Source organism: Prevotella intermedia ATCC 25611 = DSM 20706 (genome assembly GCF_001953955.1).
Lineage (GTDB): Bacteria > Bacteroidota > Bacteroidia > Bacteroidales > Bacteroidaceae > Prevotella > Prevotella intermedia.
In genome coordinates, this window is the sequence record NZ_CP019300.1 from 677,418 (window position 1) to 692,332 (window position 14,915).

Genomic DNA, 14,915 nt, shown 5'->3' on the forward strand with positions numbered 1-14,915 from the left:
ACTATTGCTTCAACGATTCAATAAGGCGGTGGAACATTTCCTGTAAGTCGTATTGGGGCGTCCAGCCCAACTGTCGCACCTTATCGGTAGACAAACGCAGCTTTGTTGTAGGCGAATAGCCCATATTCTCTTTTAGTTCTACCACAACTTTCACACGTGGATTGAACGTTTCGGCAAGGAAAGTTGCCATATCCTTTATGGAAATATAAGTGGTTTCGTTTGCCACGTTGTAGGCTTCGCCGTCTTTACCACGCAGAAGAATGTACAGCATAGCAGCGATGGCGTCAGTCGTGTAGCAATAGCTTCGGCAGAGTTCGCCCTTTGTGTGCATCACAATATCCTCGCCCTTGATAATGCTGCGGGCAAATTGCGCAAACACACGGGTGTCGTCTTGTGCCACTCCTGCACCGAAAGTCTGTGCCAAGCGTGCCACTTTCGTGTGCGTTCCGTATTCCTTTGCGTAGTCGTGGCAGAGCGTTTCGGCAGCCCGCTTTGCCATTGGGTAGCTGCTGCGCACCGCCATTGGGTCGAGATAGCCCTGTGCTTCTTCGGTAAGCGGCGTGCTGTCGTCGGTAATTGTGCCGTAAACTTCCAACGACGATGCCAATAATACCGATTGAGTGCGGTTCGTGCGTGCATAGTCGAGTAGGTTTTTCGTGCCGTTAAATACCGTAACCATCGTTTCAACAGGATATTCCACAAAGTATTTTGAAGCTGTAGGACTGGCAAAATGTACGATGAAATCTATCTTTTCGGTAGGTTGGAATACCTCGTTTGCCGAAAAGTCGTAAGTATAAAACCCTAATGCTGCATCTTGCTTGCCAAACATTGCTTCGGCTTTTGCCGTGTTTCTGACCACTGCCAATACACGTAGACCAAGACCCTGCTGGCGATTCAATGCCAACAGACAGCGCACCATACACGCTCCGAGCAGTCCTGTCGCACCTGTTACGGCAACCGTCTTTCCCCGCAGTTCGTCTTTTAAGGCGAAGCGAAGGGCGAATTGCTCTACGTCTTGTTCGAGAATAGCATTCATTTCTATAAGCCAAAGATTTGTTGGTCTTCGTGAACCTTTACCATTGCACGGAATACGAAGAAGTCGGTGGGGGTGGTTATCTTTATGTTTTCCATTGGACCGATAATCGTTCCTAACTTGTAGCCGTAGTGGCTCATCATCGTACACGAGTCGATGAAGTCGTGTCGGTCTTCGCTTATCGCACGGCGGTGGGCTGAAAGAATGTCGGCGAGGTGGAAACTTTGCGGTGCGCGCGCTATCAGAGAGTTGGCACGTGTCGGAATTTCCAAGCTTCCGTCTTCTTGTTTTACGATAAACGTTTCGGTAGCAGGCGCACAGGTAATGCAAGAACCGCATTCCGCCACCTTGTTTATATTGTCTGTTATGGTTTCTTCGGTTATCAATGGGCGCACGCCGTCGTGAATAAGCACTGTCGCAGCCTCGTCCTTTGCATACGCTTCAGCTGCACACAGACCATTGTAAATGGAGTCTTGCCCTGTTGCTCCACCCGAAACAATCTTCACAACCTTGTTTATCTCAAACTTGCGGAGCATCTTTTCAAGGAACGGAATCCACTCTTCGATGCACGAAACTACAATGGCGTCAATCTGTGGGTGATTGTCGAAGAGTTCGAGCGTGTAGATGATAATGGGCTTTCCGTTTAGGTCGAGAAACTGTTTGGGGCGCGACTTGGTGTGCATACGTAGTCCCGAACCACCTGCAAAGATAACGGCTATGTTCATTTTTATGCTGTTTTTGGTTTTGTTTCTGTCTTTATCGTGTTTTCTACTCGTCGAAAAACACTACATCAACCTTGTGTCTGTCGCGCTTGTCGCGTGGCGGAAGGTTCATAAACTCGCCGTAAGCGATACGGCAAAGTTCCTCCGCATCGGCTGGTCCTTCAAACGTGTAGCCCTCGAAAACGATGTCTTTGTGGGGCACCATAATGCGCTTGGGGTTCTGTTCGTAGAACCACGCACCGTAAGAGTGCATATACAATTCTGGATTGCCGAAGATTTTACCGATGAAACGAAATGCTGGGAATATGCCATAGTGCAACACATTGTAGCACGTTTGCGCCATTCGGGGGTATCGCCCTGCCATTTTAAGGTTCACATTCACCGATAGTTTCGCTGCAAAACGTTGCAGCCAAGGTATCATATTGCCCTCGTAGGGGAATATATCGACGTGCAATCCTCGGTATTTCTGCGCTTCGTGGATACGTCGGTTCTCGCTTTCGGAGGTTTCGTGGCTGCGGTTTTCGGTTCTTAAATCGCGCAGACAAGCCCATTCCTTGTAGAATCCACGGTCGGTAGAGTTGTCTTGCAACACGTAATGGGGGTGGGGGTGCGCCTTGAGATAGTCGCAGAGGCGTTTGAAATCCTTCTGGCTTACCACCATATCTATATCGTCGTCCCACGGAATAAAGCCTCCGTGGCGCAACGCTCCGAGCACATTTCCACCGTCTAACCTTAGCGGAATGCCTATCTTCTTGGCTGTTTCCTGCAAGTAGATAGCCATATCGAGCATACGCATCTGTGCCCGTCGCAGTACCGAACCGTCAGGGTTGTAGTCCTGACGGAGGGTTTCTTGGGTTTCGCCGGTGTTGAATTGCTTTGTCATTCCAATGCTACATTACGCCCAACCACCGTAAAACGTCGTTCAGGTTGGCTACAACCATCAGCAAAATAAGTATGGTGATGCCCACATATTCGGCACGAATCATAAACTTTTCAGATGGTTTGCGACGTGTAATCATTTCGTATAGCAGGAACATAACGTGTCCGCCGTCGAGTGCAGGGATAGGAAGAATGTTCATAAAGGCAAGAATGATGCTCAGGAAAGCAGTCATATTCCAGAACATATACCAGTCCCAATAAGGTGGGAACATCTTTCCGATTGCGCCAAAGCCTCCCAAACTCTTTGCGCCATCGGCAGAAGCAAGGTACTTGAAGTTGCCTACATAGCCACGAAGAATGTTCACGCCATACTTCACACCTGCTGGGAAACTTGCGAAGAACGAATATTTCTCTTGCGTGGGCTTGTAATATGAGAGTATCGTGCTTTGTGTTACGCCCATCTTCAGTTCAGCATTGAGCTGCATACGTATGGTGTCTATCTTGCTTGTGCCACTGCGTTGCACGGTCAGCACTACGTTGCGGAGTGCCAAAGAGTCTTTATGGGTGTTCTTTACAGCTGCCACATCGCTCAGAACGCCCATCTGGTAGTTCATATCAGCCCAAGTCTCAACAGCCTTTCCATTGATGGATTTCAGCAAATCGCCTGCCTTTATGCCTGCTTTCATTGCAGGTGTGTTGGCTGCAACGCTGTCGATGCGCGCTGGAATGTAAGGTTCGGCAAAGAAAGGACGCTCCTTAATCATGGAAAGCATGTCCAAATCGCCTGGCATTTCAATGCGTGTTTTCTTGCCATTGCGCAACACTTCCACGTATTTGGATTGTGCAATCTGGCGGAAGAAGTCGCCATTTACGTTGGCAAACTCGCGGAAAGCCCCCTTGTCGGTGCCCAACATAACGTCCTTATCCTTGAAACCGAGAGCTTTTGCCTGTTCGTTGAACTGCATACCCATGCTCATATCCGACACCTTGAAGTAGGTTTCGCCCCACGTAAACATTATCATAGAGTAGATAAACAGTGCCAAGAGGAAGTTTACAAGTACACCGCCAATCATAATGAGTAAGCGTTGCCAAGCTGGTTTCACTCTAAACTCCCACGGTTGTGGTTCTTTCTTCATCTGTTCCGTGTCGAAACTCTCGTCAATCATGCCTGAAATCTTGCAGTAACCGCCGAGTGGGAGCCACCCCATGCCGTATGTTGTGTCGTCATTCTTGGGTTTCCACTTGAACAGCATACCGTTCCACTTGCCGATAGCCATATCAAAGAATACAAAAAACTTTTCTACGCGAACGCCAAATAGCTTTGCGAAGAACATATGCCCGCCTTCATGGAGAAGGACAAGCAGCGAGATTGCCATTATAAATTGGAGCAATCGTATAAGAACTGATTCCATTCGTTACTTTATAATCGTTATTTTTTTATTTCTATTTTCTTGTTTTCAATATCTTAATTGCTCATCAGTTCACTTGCAATCCTGCGCGCTTCGGCATCGGTTTGCAAATAAACGTCGAGCGATGGCGTAGCATCGAATGCCACTTTCTGCATCGTTTCGTCGATGATTTCGCCCATTTTAAGGAACGAGCATTGCCCTTTGCGGAATCCCTCGTTTACTATTTCGTTGGCTGCATTAAGGATACAGGGCATGTTACCGCCTTTTTCGATGGCTTCATACGCCATGGCGAGACAGCGGAACTTCTCCATATCAGGCTCAAAGAACTCCAACGGCTGGCTGAACAAGTCCAAACGGTCGCCTTTCAACGTAAGTCTGTCGGGGAAAGAGAAGGCGTATTGTATAGGCAAACGCATATCGGGAACTCCCAATTGAGCCTTTACGCCGCCATCGGCAAACTGCACAGCACTGTGAATGATGGACTGTGGGTGCACCAAAACCTGTATCTTGTCGGCAGGAACACCAAACAACCACTTGGCTTCTATTACCTCAAAGCCTTTGTTCATAAGCGAAGCGGAGTCTATTGTAATCTTTGCGCCCATGTCCCAAGTGGGGTGTTTCAGTGCATCGGCAGCCGTAACGGTCTTTAGTTTGTCGGCATTGAAAAGACGGAAAGGGCCTCCCGAGCAGGTCAGCAATATCTTTTCTATCTCATTATTATCCTCTCCCACCAAGCTTTGGAATATTGCGCTATGTTCGCTATCTACGGGAAGGATAGGCGTATGGTATTCGGTTGCCAGCCTGCAAATCAATTCTCCTGCCACGACAAGGGTCTCTTTGTTTGCCAAACAAATTCTTTTGCGTGCCTTAATGGCGTGTATGGTAGGCTCAAGACCTGAAAATCCCACCATAGCAGTAAGCACCATATTGATAGGTTCGGCTTCAACAATCTGCTTTAACGCCTCTTTGCCAGCATAAACCTTTATGCTTGGTTGGTCGGAGAGTTCCTTTTGCAATGCCTCGTAGTGGCTTTCGTTTGCGATTACCACTGCTGCAGGCTGGAATTTACGTGCCTGTGCAGCCAATTTCTGCCATTGGTTGTTGGCTGTCAAGGCGTAAACCTCGTATAAATCGGCGTGTTGCTCTATCACATCAAGGGCTTGTGTGCCGATGCTTCCCGTTGAACCAAGAATACATATTTGTTGTTTCATTTTTCTAAACTAAAGCTCTAAAAGTCCGTCAGGTATTTCTACTTCTATCATTCGCTGTGCCTTGTCTATTCCTTTTATAAGGTTTTCGTTGGCAGGTATAAGGCGTTCGCCACCTGTTTCGGTCTTTATTTCAAACAGCAGGTTGATGGTTGAATCATCTACTGACACGATTTCGCCCACCACTTTACCTGTTTTGCTGTCCATTAACTTAAATCCGATGATTTGTGCCCACGACAATTCGTCTTTGCTTTCTTCGGCAATAGCACGTGGGAAGTACACTTCCGTTCCTGTAAGTTCGCGCGCCCGCTCTTCAGTATCGATGTCGCAAAACTTCATCAGTGCCACTTCGTCAGAGCGAAATCTGTACTCTTCCATAAAGAAAGGCACTAAAATGCCCTCCATATCGAGCACCAGATAGTCGGCATCGCATTGGTCGAACACGTCGTCGGTGAAGCGAAACTGCATCTCGCCCTTTACTCCGTGCGGCTTTCCCAATACACCTATCTTATATACTTCCTCTCTTTTTATCATTGTAAGACTTCTTTAGCAAATGTCCACACGTTGTATCTTCGCACCGAGCGCATTGAGTCGTTCCTCAATGTTTTCGTAGCCACGGTCTATTTGCGATATATTGTCGATGCGACTGATGCCTTGTGCCGACATAGCAGCGATGAGCAGGGCAATGCCCGCACGAATATCGGGGCTTGACATTCTGCCTCCTCGCAATGCACGAAGGTTGTCGTTTCCAACCACTACTGCACGGTGTGGGTCGCAAAGAATGATTTGTGCGCCCATATCGATGAGCTTATCGACAAAGAACAATCGGCTTTCGAACATCTTCTGGTGGAAGAGCACGCTGCCTTTCGCTTGCGTTGCGACTACGAGCAACACCGAAATAAGGTCGGGTGTTACCCCTGGCCACGGCGCATCGGCAATGGTCATAATGGTCCCATCAATGAACGATTCGATGTCGTAGTGCTCTTGTCGTGGAATAAAAAGGTCGTCGCCTTTCTCTTCAATCTGCACGCCAAGTCGTCGGAACGTGTCGGGAATGATGCCAAGGTTCTTCACTGACACATCTTTAATTCTGATGCCGTCGCCTATCATGGCTGCCATACCGATGAACGAACCTACTTCTATCATATCGGGAAGTATGCGATGTTGCGTTCCTTTTAGCGTTTTCACACCCTCAATGGTGAGCAGATTGCTGCCAATGCCGCTGATTTTCGCGCCCATAGCGTTGAGCATATTGCACAATTGTTGCAAGTAAGGCTCGCAAGCAGCATTGTATATCGTGGTTGTACCTTCTGCCAAGACGGCTGCCATAACGATATTGGCTGTGCCCGTAACCGATGCTTCGTCTAAAAGCATGTAGGTTCCGACAAGCTTTTCGGCTTTCAGTTCGTACACGTTGCGCTCTTCTCTGTGCTCAAAGTGTGCTCCAAGGTTCTTGAAACCAAGGAAATGGGTGTCCAAACGGCGACGCCCAATCTTGTCGCCCCCAGGTTTAGCTATCGTTGCCTTGCCAAATCTGCCCAGCAAAGGCCCGTAAAGCAATACGCTACCGCGCAAAGACGAGCATTTTTCGACAAATGCTACACTCTCCAAATAGTCTAAATTCACCTCATCGGCGCAAAAAGAATACTTGTTTTCGCCCAGTTTCGTAACCTTTACGCCAATGTCTGTGAGCAGTTTTATAAGGTTGTTTACGTCCAAGATATTTGGAATGTTGTCGATAACAACTTCTTCGGTGGTCAGCAATGTTGCGCTAATCACCTGCAAAGCCTCGTTCTTAGCCCCTTGAGGCACGATGGTTCCCGATAGGCGGTGTCCGCCTTCAATGAGAAAACACTCCATAGCCTTATCTTCTCTTTTTATTGTTGCGTACAGGTTGCAACTCTTTTGGGTTTATCTTGTCGAATTTGAAGACGTCCAAGTCCAACTGCACTGCACCGTCGGTGAAGCGTGCGAGGTCGGAAGCCACTTTCTCATCGTCCGACGAACCGTGCCCCCATTGTATCAGACAGCGTTTCATCTGGTTGGCAACCAATTTTACAAGCTCTTCCTTTTCGTCGCCTTCCTCCATTGTTTTGAGCTGTTCGAACAATTCGAACATCATTTTTCCATAATGGCGTACAGGTATTTTCGACATCGGATAGCCCATAGGTTCTGGCTTCGTTGCTATTTTCAATGCCTGCGAAACATCGTACGGATAGTCAATGTCCAACTTGAAGTCTGCCATAATGGCTAAATGGTCCCACAGTTTCTGCTCGTGGTCGGCACTTTCCCTGCCTTGTGGGTTCATTCTGTCCATAATCGAAACAATGGTTTCGGCACATTGCTGTCGTTCTTCCTTCGTTGGAAGTTCCACGCAATGGCTCACCATATTCTGTATTTCACGCCCATATTCAGGCAACAATAGTTTCTCGCGCTGAGTGTTGTAATCCAGTCCGTCTATCTTCATTCAACTATTCTTTTTATTCTGTTTCGTTTCTTTTGTTTGTGTTCTGCCCCTTCTTACAGCAAGGGCTTGGCTTGCTTTGCCACAAAATCCTTTAGATACATCGGCACAAAGTATGCCACATCTTCGTATTGTTCCAATGCAATGCGCTTTTCAGCCAGCGGCAGCATATTCTTTGCCAATGGTTCGATGCCTTTTATCAGGTGTGCATTGGGGTGATTGATGGTTTCCATACACTTTTCAGCACCGTTGCCAAAGAAGTAGACAGGTGCTTTGTCGAGATATTCCTTGTAGGTATTCTCATCCACAACATCGGCTTGGATAGGGCGAATTTCGTGCAAGGCACGGTCGAACACCTGTGCATACACCTCCATACGGCGTGCGTCAATCATCGGAACGAGCAATGCATTGTCCTCAATCTCCTCGTGGTGCAGCAGCACAGGCACGCAAAGCAGTTCGAGTGTAGGTACTGCAATCAGCTTGATGTCGGTGCCATAGCAGATGCCCTTTGCCATTGATGTGCCTATGCGAAGCCCCGTGTAAGAACCAGGCCCACTGCTGACGGCGACAGCATCGACAGGAATGGCGTGGCTGTCGGCAAACGACAAGGCTTCGTCGACAAAACGCCCCAGCTGTTCGCCGTGGTTGGGACCGCTATGGTCTTCCTGTGTAAATATGCAAGCTCCGTCTTCGCTCAATGCCACTGAGCATACGTTGGTGCTGGTTTCTATGTTTAATATACACGACATATTCTTTTTCTTTAGCTTTCTAATTCTATACAACTTGCAAAGATAATACTAAATTTTGAATTATTCCTCCTTATAATATTGAAAATAAATTAAAGCAACCAAAGCGCAGCAGAAGTTTGCAGTGATAAAAACGCAAGTTCTGCAAATTCTTTACGTGTAAATAAATATTTTTCTACACGTAAGTAAGAATTTCCATACACGTAAGTAAATATTTCTTTACGTGTAAATAAATTCGCCGACAGATGTTTTTCTGCGACGATAATGGTTTTATTTCAAGTAGAACGACCATCTTTTAGTAAGTCTATACTAATGTTCGATTTTTAGGAAACGGCTGAAATTAAATAGCTGGATAGGGATAACTCCGTATGTGAGGTTACCTATGTTTGTTCTTCTGTAATGATATGAGGGTATGGGATAAGACTTTCAATGAATAATAAAATATGTGTTAAATATTTTGAAATAATAGTACAAAAGTTTGCATTCCTATAAAACATTTTTTATTTTTGCACGCACTGAAGGAAACTACAACGATTTTGTACAAGTCAAATGTATGTAAATTAAGGTTATTATTAGTGAGAAACCATAAAAAATATAGTATTATTTAAACATTTAAAAATTATGAAAAAATTATTACTCCTTGCTCTCGTAGCATTCTTTGGTCTTAATGCACAAGCACAAGACAAACCTGAGGTTATTACCGAAAAGCCAGCTGGTACTGAAACAGTTTACAAGCGTGTTAGTGGTAAAATGTTCTTTTTGCGGAAAGATGAAGATGGTAAGCAAAAGCTATCTGTCGCTGACCTTGCAAAATTAGCAGAAAAAGGTCAGCCTGCTGGCGATTTGACAGTTGTTACTGCTGCCGATGGTAAGACTGTTTATTTGAAATATGTGCTTTCTTATGCATCTTATATAAATAAAGATGCAGCAGGTGGCTGGGTGAAAGGTACTAAGGAAGGAAACAAAATCACCGTTCCTGCAGGTCAATATATTATGTATGGTAAATTCGAAGATGGCGAATATGGCATCAAGGTAGGCTATATGGAGTATAAAGGCAATAACTTTGAAGTATTGGAAGACGATATTACGTTCACTATCGATGGCAATACGGTTGTACTTAATGGCACTGTCATGAAGGGTCAATCTCAAGAAGACTTCCAGTTGAAGTTATTAGGCGGTTACTGGAGCGATGAGGAAGCCATCTTCTGCGGTGATGTTGAAACAGTATTCTCAGGCGACCCAACAGGTATCGAAACTGTTGAAAGAGGTGCCAAGAAGCAAGTTGTAGGCGAAACATACTTCGATCTCTCTGGCCGTCAACTTTCTAAGGCTGGCAAGGGTGTAGCTATCAAGAGCATCAAGTTCGCTGACGGCACAACAAAATCAGTAAAGGTTATTGATAACAAGTAATCTTTTATCAAGCTGAAATAAAGTTTTAAACAAATAAATATAGCGGGTAACTTCTCATACGGAGTTACCCGCTTTTTTGTTCTATGATGTATGATGTTTGAACGCTGATGAAAAATAGGATTTATGTGTTAAATAATATAAAATAACAGTACGAAAGTTTGCTCTTATGGGAAATAATGTATAATTTTGACCACGTAGAAAAAAGAAACATATAGACTTCGTGTAAGCCTACTTCTATTTTGACAGATTATTGTGGGGCTATCCCATTAAATATTGTATTACTTAAACATTTAAAATTATGAAAAAATTATTACTCCTTGCTCTCGTAGCATTCTTTGGTCTTAATGTACAGGCAGACGACCAACCTGAAGTTATTAAAGAAAAACCAGCTGGTACAGAAACAGTTTACAAGCGTGTTAGTGGTAAAATGTTAGCTGTTCAAAATGGAAAGTTATCTATCTTTGACCTTGCAAAATTAGCAGAGAATGATCAGCCTGCTGGCGATTTGACAGTTGTTACTGCTGCTGATGGTAAGACTGTTTACTTGAAGTATGTGCTTTCTTATGCATCATATATCAAGGACGACCAAGCAGGTGGCTGGGTGAAAGGTACTAAGAATGGAAACACAATTACAGTTCCTGCAGGCCAATACATTCTGTATGGTCAGTTCGAAGATGGTGAATATGGTATCAGAGTAGGTTATATGGAATTGAAGGACGGCAAATTTGAAGTATTGAACGATGATATTACATTCACTATCGACGGCAATACAGCTGTACTTAATGGTACAATTATGGAAGGTGAAACTCAAGAAGATTTTAAGTTGAAGATGTTAGGTGGTTACTGGAGCGATGACGAAAGCTTCTTCTGCGGCGATGTTGAAACTACATTCTCAACCGACCCAACAGGTATCGAAACTGTTGAAAGAGGTGCTAACAAGCAAGTTGTAGGCGAAACATACTTCGACCTCTCTGGTCGTCAACTTTCTAAGGCTGGCAAGGGTGTAGCTATCAAGAGCATTAAGTTCGCTGACGGCACAACAAAGTCTGTAAAGTACATCGGTAAGTAATTAGCGAGAACACAACAGCAAATTAAAAAAATAATTAGGGGCAGCTCCTTTATGTGGGGCTACCCCTATTTTTTTGTGTATAGTTCCTTGCTGTTTGTTAAGACTAAAACAGTGGCAATACACTTAATGGTCGATCGAAAAGTTGTTTCTTAGAACTCTAATACCATTGCTTGGCGTGCGCTTAGTGGCACATCGGCTGTGAGCGAAATGGTTTTGCCAGTGGTAATGTCGCGCGCAGTGGTATGGTTGCCAATGATTTCTGCATAGCGTTTTACTTCCATTTTATTGGCTGCGTTGCGCCCATTGATAACGGTCATTACGTTTTTGCCTTTGTATTGGCGAGCAACGACATAGGTGCCGTGCCATGGAAGGAATTGAGTTTGCTTGCCGTGGGTGATAACTTTGTTGCCTTGACGCCAGTGGAGTAGGCGTGAAGTCCAGTCGAACATCGCATTCTCTTCGGCAGTGCGCCCTTCACGTGTGAACTTGTTGGCAGTATCGCCTGCGAAACCGCCAGGGAAGTCTTTGCGAACATTGCCGTCGGTACTTTCTTTTGTGCCGTTCATCAGGATTTCAGTACCATAATAAAGTTGTGGAATGCGGTTCAATGTGAGCAATAGGGCATAGGCTTGCTTCAGTGCCAAGGTGTCTTTGCCATTGCCAAGAAAGCGGTCGGTGTCGTGATTCTCTATGAAAGCCATCACGCTTGCAGGGTTTGTATAGAGGTAATCGTAGCACAAGCCGTTGTAAATGCGGTTGAAGCCCTTCCACCAATCATCGGTTTCTTCGTTCTTTGCCATTGAAAGACGCTCGAAGAAGGCAAAGTCCATAACGGTTTTCAAGTAGCTGTTCTCTTCCGAGAGTTTGCTGTCCTTCTGCCATGCTGCCGTATAGGCAGGTTCTGTTACCCACGTTTCGCCTACGGTGTTGAAGTTTGGATATTCCATATCAATGCGTTTCATCCATGTTGCCATTGCTTTTCGGTCGGCATAAGGGTAGGTGTCCATACGAATACCGTCTATTCCGACAGTTTCTATCCACCATATTGAGTTTTGAACGAGGTACTGCATCACGTGCGGATTGCGATGGTTGAGGTCGGGCATCGAACTTACAAACCAACCATCTACCGTTTCTGCCATATCTACCTTGCTGGCATAAGGGTCGAGTACAGGTGTTAGCTTGTACGAAGTCTGCAATCCGTAGTTGGGGTTGTTGAACCAATCTTTCGATGGAACGTCTTTATTCCATATATGATAGTCGCCGCAATGGTTGAAAATCATATCCATTACCACCTTCATTCCACGCTTGTGGCACGCATCTGTAAGTGCTTTGTAGTCGTCGTTTGTGCCAAAACGGGGGTCTACGCGGTAGTAGTCGGTTGTAGCATAGCCGTGATAGGTGCTGTGTTTGCCGCCATCGGCAGGGCGGTCGTTCTCTAAAACGGGCGTAAACCAAAGAGCCGTAACACCTAAATCGGTGAAATAGTCGAGGTGTTGCATAAGTCCGGCAATGTCGCCGCCGTGTCTGAGGCTTGGCTCGTTGCGGTTACAGAGCTGGTCTTGCATACCTTTTATAATGTCGTTTTTCGGGTTACCGTTGGCAAAGCGGTCGGGCATAAGCATATAAAGCACGTCGGAAATGTCGAAGCCCTTGCGTTCTTCGCCACTCATAGCGCGGTTGAGCAAGGCATATTTCACCGTTGTCTTCTGTTTTCCGAGCTTGAAGTCAATGTTCATAGTACCTGCTTGTGCATCTTTCAGGTTAAGGTAGATGAGCAGATAATTCGGAGAATCGAGTCGGACGAGCGAATCAATGCGTGCATTGGGGTAATTAATCGTTACTTCTGCATTGCGGATATTGTCGCCGTAAGCCATTAGTTGGAGCGAAGCATCTTTCATTCCTACATACCATGTTGTGGGTTCGAGCTTCTTTATCTCTATCTTTGCGTTGATGCTGATAGTTAGAAGACAGAGCGAGAACAATAAAGTTAATCGTTTCATTTCTATTGTTTAATCGTGTAAAATAAGTGCGGTCTGTGCGTCAATCATAACCTCTCCACCTTCCATTTCGCCAATTCCAGCTTCGTTTATGACACCGTTGTTGGCTACGATGGTGTATTTCCCTTTCGGAATATTTATGCTTTGAAGGTTTGTACTGCCGTTCAGTACCACGTAAATGTTGTTCCACCTGTCGCCACCTGCATGGTTTTTCAGTCGGAAAGCTACGAGGCAATCCTGTGTTGGCAGGAATTCGAGATGCTTGCGCACAAGTTCGGCACTGCCAAGGCGGAACGCTGGGTGGGCTTTGCGCATCTGAATGAGTCCTTTATAGTAAGCAAAGACTTGCGGATACTTCTTTAAGTTGTTCCAATCAAGGTGATTTATTTCGTCAGACGAGTTGAATGAGTTGTGCACACCTTTCTTATCGCGTAGCATTTCTTCGCCAGAGAGCATGAAAGGAATACCCTGTGAGGTGAAGACTGCTGTCTGTGCGAGTTGGTTTAAGCGGATTACCTCTTCCATATCGTAAGCTGCTTCAGGGATAGAAGCCTTCAATCGGTCTACCAAACACATATCGTCGTGGCAGCTAACATACGAAATCATTTGCGTTGGCTCGTTAGCCCAAGCCTCTTTGGTGTAGTTTACCTTTGTGTAATCTACTTGTGGGTGGGCTATCATGCCCGCAATGCCAGCTTTAATGCTTTCTTCAAAGCCTGCTATTCCGCCGAGGAAAGCCGCTTGCTTGTCATCAGAGAATGGACCACGGAGGGCATCTCGCAACTCGTCAGAGAAGGCTGCAATGCCTGGCATCTGCTTTATGTGGGCTTTGAGCGCAAGTTTTTCGGTAGGGTAGGCGCAGGTTCCAGCAGTCCAGCCCTCACCATAAATAAAGATATTGGGGTCGATTGCCGTAAGTTCCTTGCGAATAAGGTTCATCGTTTCTATGTCATGAATGCCCATAAGGTCTACTCGGAAGCCGTCAATATGGTATTCGGTAGCCCAGTATTTCATACTTTCGAGTATAAATTGGCGCACCAAAGGCTTTTCAGAAGCGGTTTCGTTGCCACAGCCAGAGCCGTTGCTTGGCTTGCCATCGGCAGTGTAACGATAGTATGCCATAGGGAAAGTGCGGTCGAAATTGCCACCTTCAATGTCGAAAGTATGGTTGTAAACCACATCGAGAATGACACGAATGCCTGCTTTGTGCAAGGCTTGTACCATTTGTTTGAACTCCAGAATGCGACGAGTAGGCTGCTCTGCGTCGAACGAATAGCTGCCTTCTGGCACGTTATAGTTCAATGGGTCGTAGCCCCAATTGTATTGTGGGGTGGCCGTATTGCTCTCATCTATTGATGCAAAGTCGTAAGATGGCAGGATATGAACAGCGTTTACACCTAATTCTTTCAAGTGTTTGATAGCCTTTTGTTCAGTCAATGCAAGGAATTTACCTTTGTTTACGAGTCCCGAAGAGGCATCTATTGAGAAATCACGGTGGTGCATTTCGTAGATAATCAAGTCAGCTGGGCTCTTCAAAGTTAAGCGACGGTCGTTGTTCCAGCCACTTGGGTTGGTCGTTTGCATATCAACGATGGCACCACGCTTGCCGTTTATGCCAACAGCTTTTGCAAAAACGCCCGGTGTTTCGCCTCGTCCGATGTCGAAAGTGTAGAACTTTCCCTTTAAATCACCGCTGATTGTAGTCTCCCAAACATTCTCCGATGTTTGCTTCATCTTTATCTTCTTTTCAACTTTTCCGCCTTTTCCTGCTTCGTATATACGCAGTGTGGGTTTCTTTGGAGCATTCAATTTGAACGTCGTTTGCTTTGGTGAGTAGCTTACTTCGTTGAAAACATTCTGCGCTTGTGCTGTCAGCGTAAACAGAAAAGTTGCCATTAGCGTGATTATGCTGTATTTTGATTTCATACCAGTTATACTTTTACTTTGTTAAGTTTCCTATTTTATTTAATAAAGCAAT

At 45.6% G+C, this 14,915-nt stretch carries 13 protein-coding genes; 2 read left to right on the plus strand and 11 right to left on the minus strand.

Annotation, left to right across the window (positions count from 1 at the left end):
• Position 1: 1 nt before the first annotated feature.
• Genes BWX39_RS02810 through tsaB form a run of 9 tightly spaced genes read right to left on the minus strand, consistent with a single transcriptional unit; the run spans position 2 to position 8,464 of the window.
• Positions 2–1,036, minus strand: coding sequence for an NAD-dependent epimerase/dehydratase family protein (locus tag BWX39_RS02810; protein ID WP_028906336.1), 1,035 nt, complete (start codon positions 1,034–1,036; stop codon positions 2–4).
• A 2-nt stretch (positions 1,037–1,038) separates the two neighbouring features.
• Positions 1,039–1,758 (minus strand): IspD/TarI family cytidylyltransferase, encoded by a 720-nt coding sequence (locus BWX39_RS02815; protein ID WP_028906337.1) that lies wholly within the window; start codon positions 1,756–1,758, stop codon positions 1,039–1,041.
• A gap of 43 nt (positions 1,759–1,801) precedes the next feature.
• Positions 1,802–2,638: a LicD family protein gene (locus BWX39_RS02820; RefSeq protein WP_028906338.1), complete on the minus strand. Its 837-nt coding sequence runs from the start codon at positions 2,636–2,638 to the stop codon at positions 1,802–1,804.
• A 7-nt stretch (positions 2,639–2,645) separates the two neighbouring features.
• On the minus strand, positions 2,646–4,046 hold the full coding sequence (rseP, locus tag BWX39_RS02825) for an RIP metalloprotease RseP (protein ID WP_028906339.1): 1,401 nt from the start codon (positions 4,044–4,046) through the stop codon (positions 2,646–2,648).
• A gap of 53 nt (positions 4,047–4,099) precedes the next feature.
• Entirely contained in the window at positions 4,100–5,254 is a 1,155-nt protein-coding gene (locus BWX39_RS02830; protein WP_014708887.1) for a 1-deoxy-D-xylulose-5-phosphate reductoisomerase, read from the minus strand.
• A gap of 9 nt (positions 5,255–5,263) precedes the next feature.
• Positions 5,264–5,785, minus strand: coding sequence for a ribosome maturation factor RimM (gene rimM / locus BWX39_RS02835; protein WP_028906340.1), 522 nt, complete (start codon positions 5,783–5,785; stop codon positions 5,264–5,266).
• 12 nt (positions 5,786–5,797) lie between these two features.
• Positions 5,798–7,111 carry a UDP-N-acetylglucosamine 1-carboxyvinyltransferase gene (murA, locus tag BWX39_RS02840; RefSeq protein WP_028906341.1) on the minus strand — a complete coding sequence of 438 codons (1,314 nt, stop codon included), beginning with the start codon at positions 7,109–7,111 and terminating at the stop codon, positions 5,798–5,800.
• A gap of 4 nt (positions 7,112–7,115) precedes the next feature.
• Positions 7,116–7,718 (minus strand): DUF4290 domain-containing protein, encoded by a 603-nt coding sequence (locus BWX39_RS02845; protein WP_028906342.1) that lies wholly within the window; start codon positions 7,716–7,718, stop codon positions 7,116–7,118.
• Positions 7,719–7,771: 53 nt separating this feature from the next.
• Complete coding sequence (tsaB, locus tag BWX39_RS02850; RefSeq protein WP_028906343.1) at positions 7,772–8,464, minus strand: tRNA (adenosine(37)-N6)-threonylcarbamoyltransferase complex dimerization subunit type 1 TsaB; 693 nt, start codon at positions 8,462–8,464, stop codon at positions 7,772–7,774.
• Between the two features lie 618 nt (positions 8,465–9,082).
• On the opposite strand from tsaB, the gene BWX39_RS02855 reads away from it, so the two are divergent.
• A complete protein-coding gene (locus BWX39_RS02855; protein ID WP_028906344.1) occupies positions 9,083–9,871 on the plus strand; it encodes a hypothetical protein in 789 nt (262 codons plus the stop codon).
• A gap of 298 nt (positions 9,872–10,169) precedes the next feature.
• Positions 10,170–10,940 (plus strand): hypothetical protein, encoded by a 771-nt coding sequence (locus tag BWX39_RS02860; protein WP_028906345.1) that lies wholly within the window; start codon positions 10,170–10,172, stop codon positions 10,938–10,940.
• A 149-nt stretch (positions 10,941–11,089) separates the two neighbouring features.
• On the opposite strand, the gene BWX39_RS02865 is transcribed toward BWX39_RS02860, so the two are convergent.
• Both BWX39_RS02865 and pulA read right to left on the minus strand, forming a co-directional pair.
• Complete coding sequence (locus tag BWX39_RS02865; protein WP_028906346.1) at positions 11,090–12,940, minus strand: glycoside hydrolase family 13 protein; 1,851 nt, start codon at positions 12,938–12,940, stop codon at positions 11,090–11,092.
• Positions 12,941–12,949: 9 nt separating this feature from the next.
• A complete protein-coding gene (gene pulA / locus BWX39_RS02870; RefSeq protein WP_028906347.1) occupies positions 12,950–14,863 on the minus strand; it encodes a type I pullulanase in 1,914 nt (637 codons plus the stop codon).
• Between the last annotated feature and the right edge of the window lie 52 nt (positions 14,864–14,915).

Coding starts and splice junctions, on each gene's coding strand:
- BWX39_RS02810 (WP_028906336.1), bottom strand. CDS start 1,036: ATGAATGCTATTCTCGAACAAGACGTAGAGCAATTCGCCCTTCGCTTC.
- BWX39_RS02815 (WP_028906337.1), bottom strand. CDS start 1,758: ATGAACATAGCCGTTATCTTTGCAGGTGGTTCGGGACTACGTATGCAC.
- BWX39_RS02820 (WP_028906338.1), bottom strand. CDS start 2,638: ATGACAAAGCAATTCAACACCGGCGAAACCCAAGAAACCCTCCGTCAG.
- rseP (WP_028906339.1), bottom strand. CDS start 4,046: ATGGAATCAGTTCTTATACGATTGCTCCAATTTATAATGGCAATCTCG.
- BWX39_RS02830 (WP_014708887.1), bottom strand. CDS start 5,254: ATGAAACAACAAATATGTATTCTTGGTTCAACGGGAAGCATCGGCACA.
- rimM (WP_028906340.1), bottom strand. CDS start 5,785: ATGATAAAAAGAGAGGAAGTATATAAGATAGGTGTATTGGGAAAGCCG.
- murA (WP_028906341.1), bottom strand. CDS start 7,111: ATGGAGTGTTTTCTCATTGAAGGCGGACACCGCCTATCGGGAACCATC.
- BWX39_RS02845 (WP_028906342.1), bottom strand. CDS start 7,718: ATGAAGATAGACGGACTGGATTACAACACTCAGCGCGAGAAACTATTG.
- tsaB (WP_028906343.1), bottom strand. CDS start 8,464: ATGTCGTGTATATTAAACATAGAAACCAGCACCAACGTATGCTCAGTG.
- BWX39_RS02855 (WP_028906344.1), top strand. CDS start 9,083: ATGAAAAAATTATTACTCCTTGCTCTCGTAGCATTCTTTGGTCTTAAT.
- BWX39_RS02860 (WP_028906345.1), top strand. CDS start 10,170: ATGAAAAAATTATTACTCCTTGCTCTCGTAGCATTCTTTGGTCTTAAT.
- BWX39_RS02865 (WP_028906346.1), bottom strand. CDS start 12,940: ATGAAACGATTAACTTTATTGTTCTCGCTCTGTCTTCTAACTATCAGC.
- pulA (WP_028906347.1), bottom strand. CDS start 14,863: ATGAAATCAAAATACAGCATAATCACGCTAATGGCAACTTTTCTGTTT.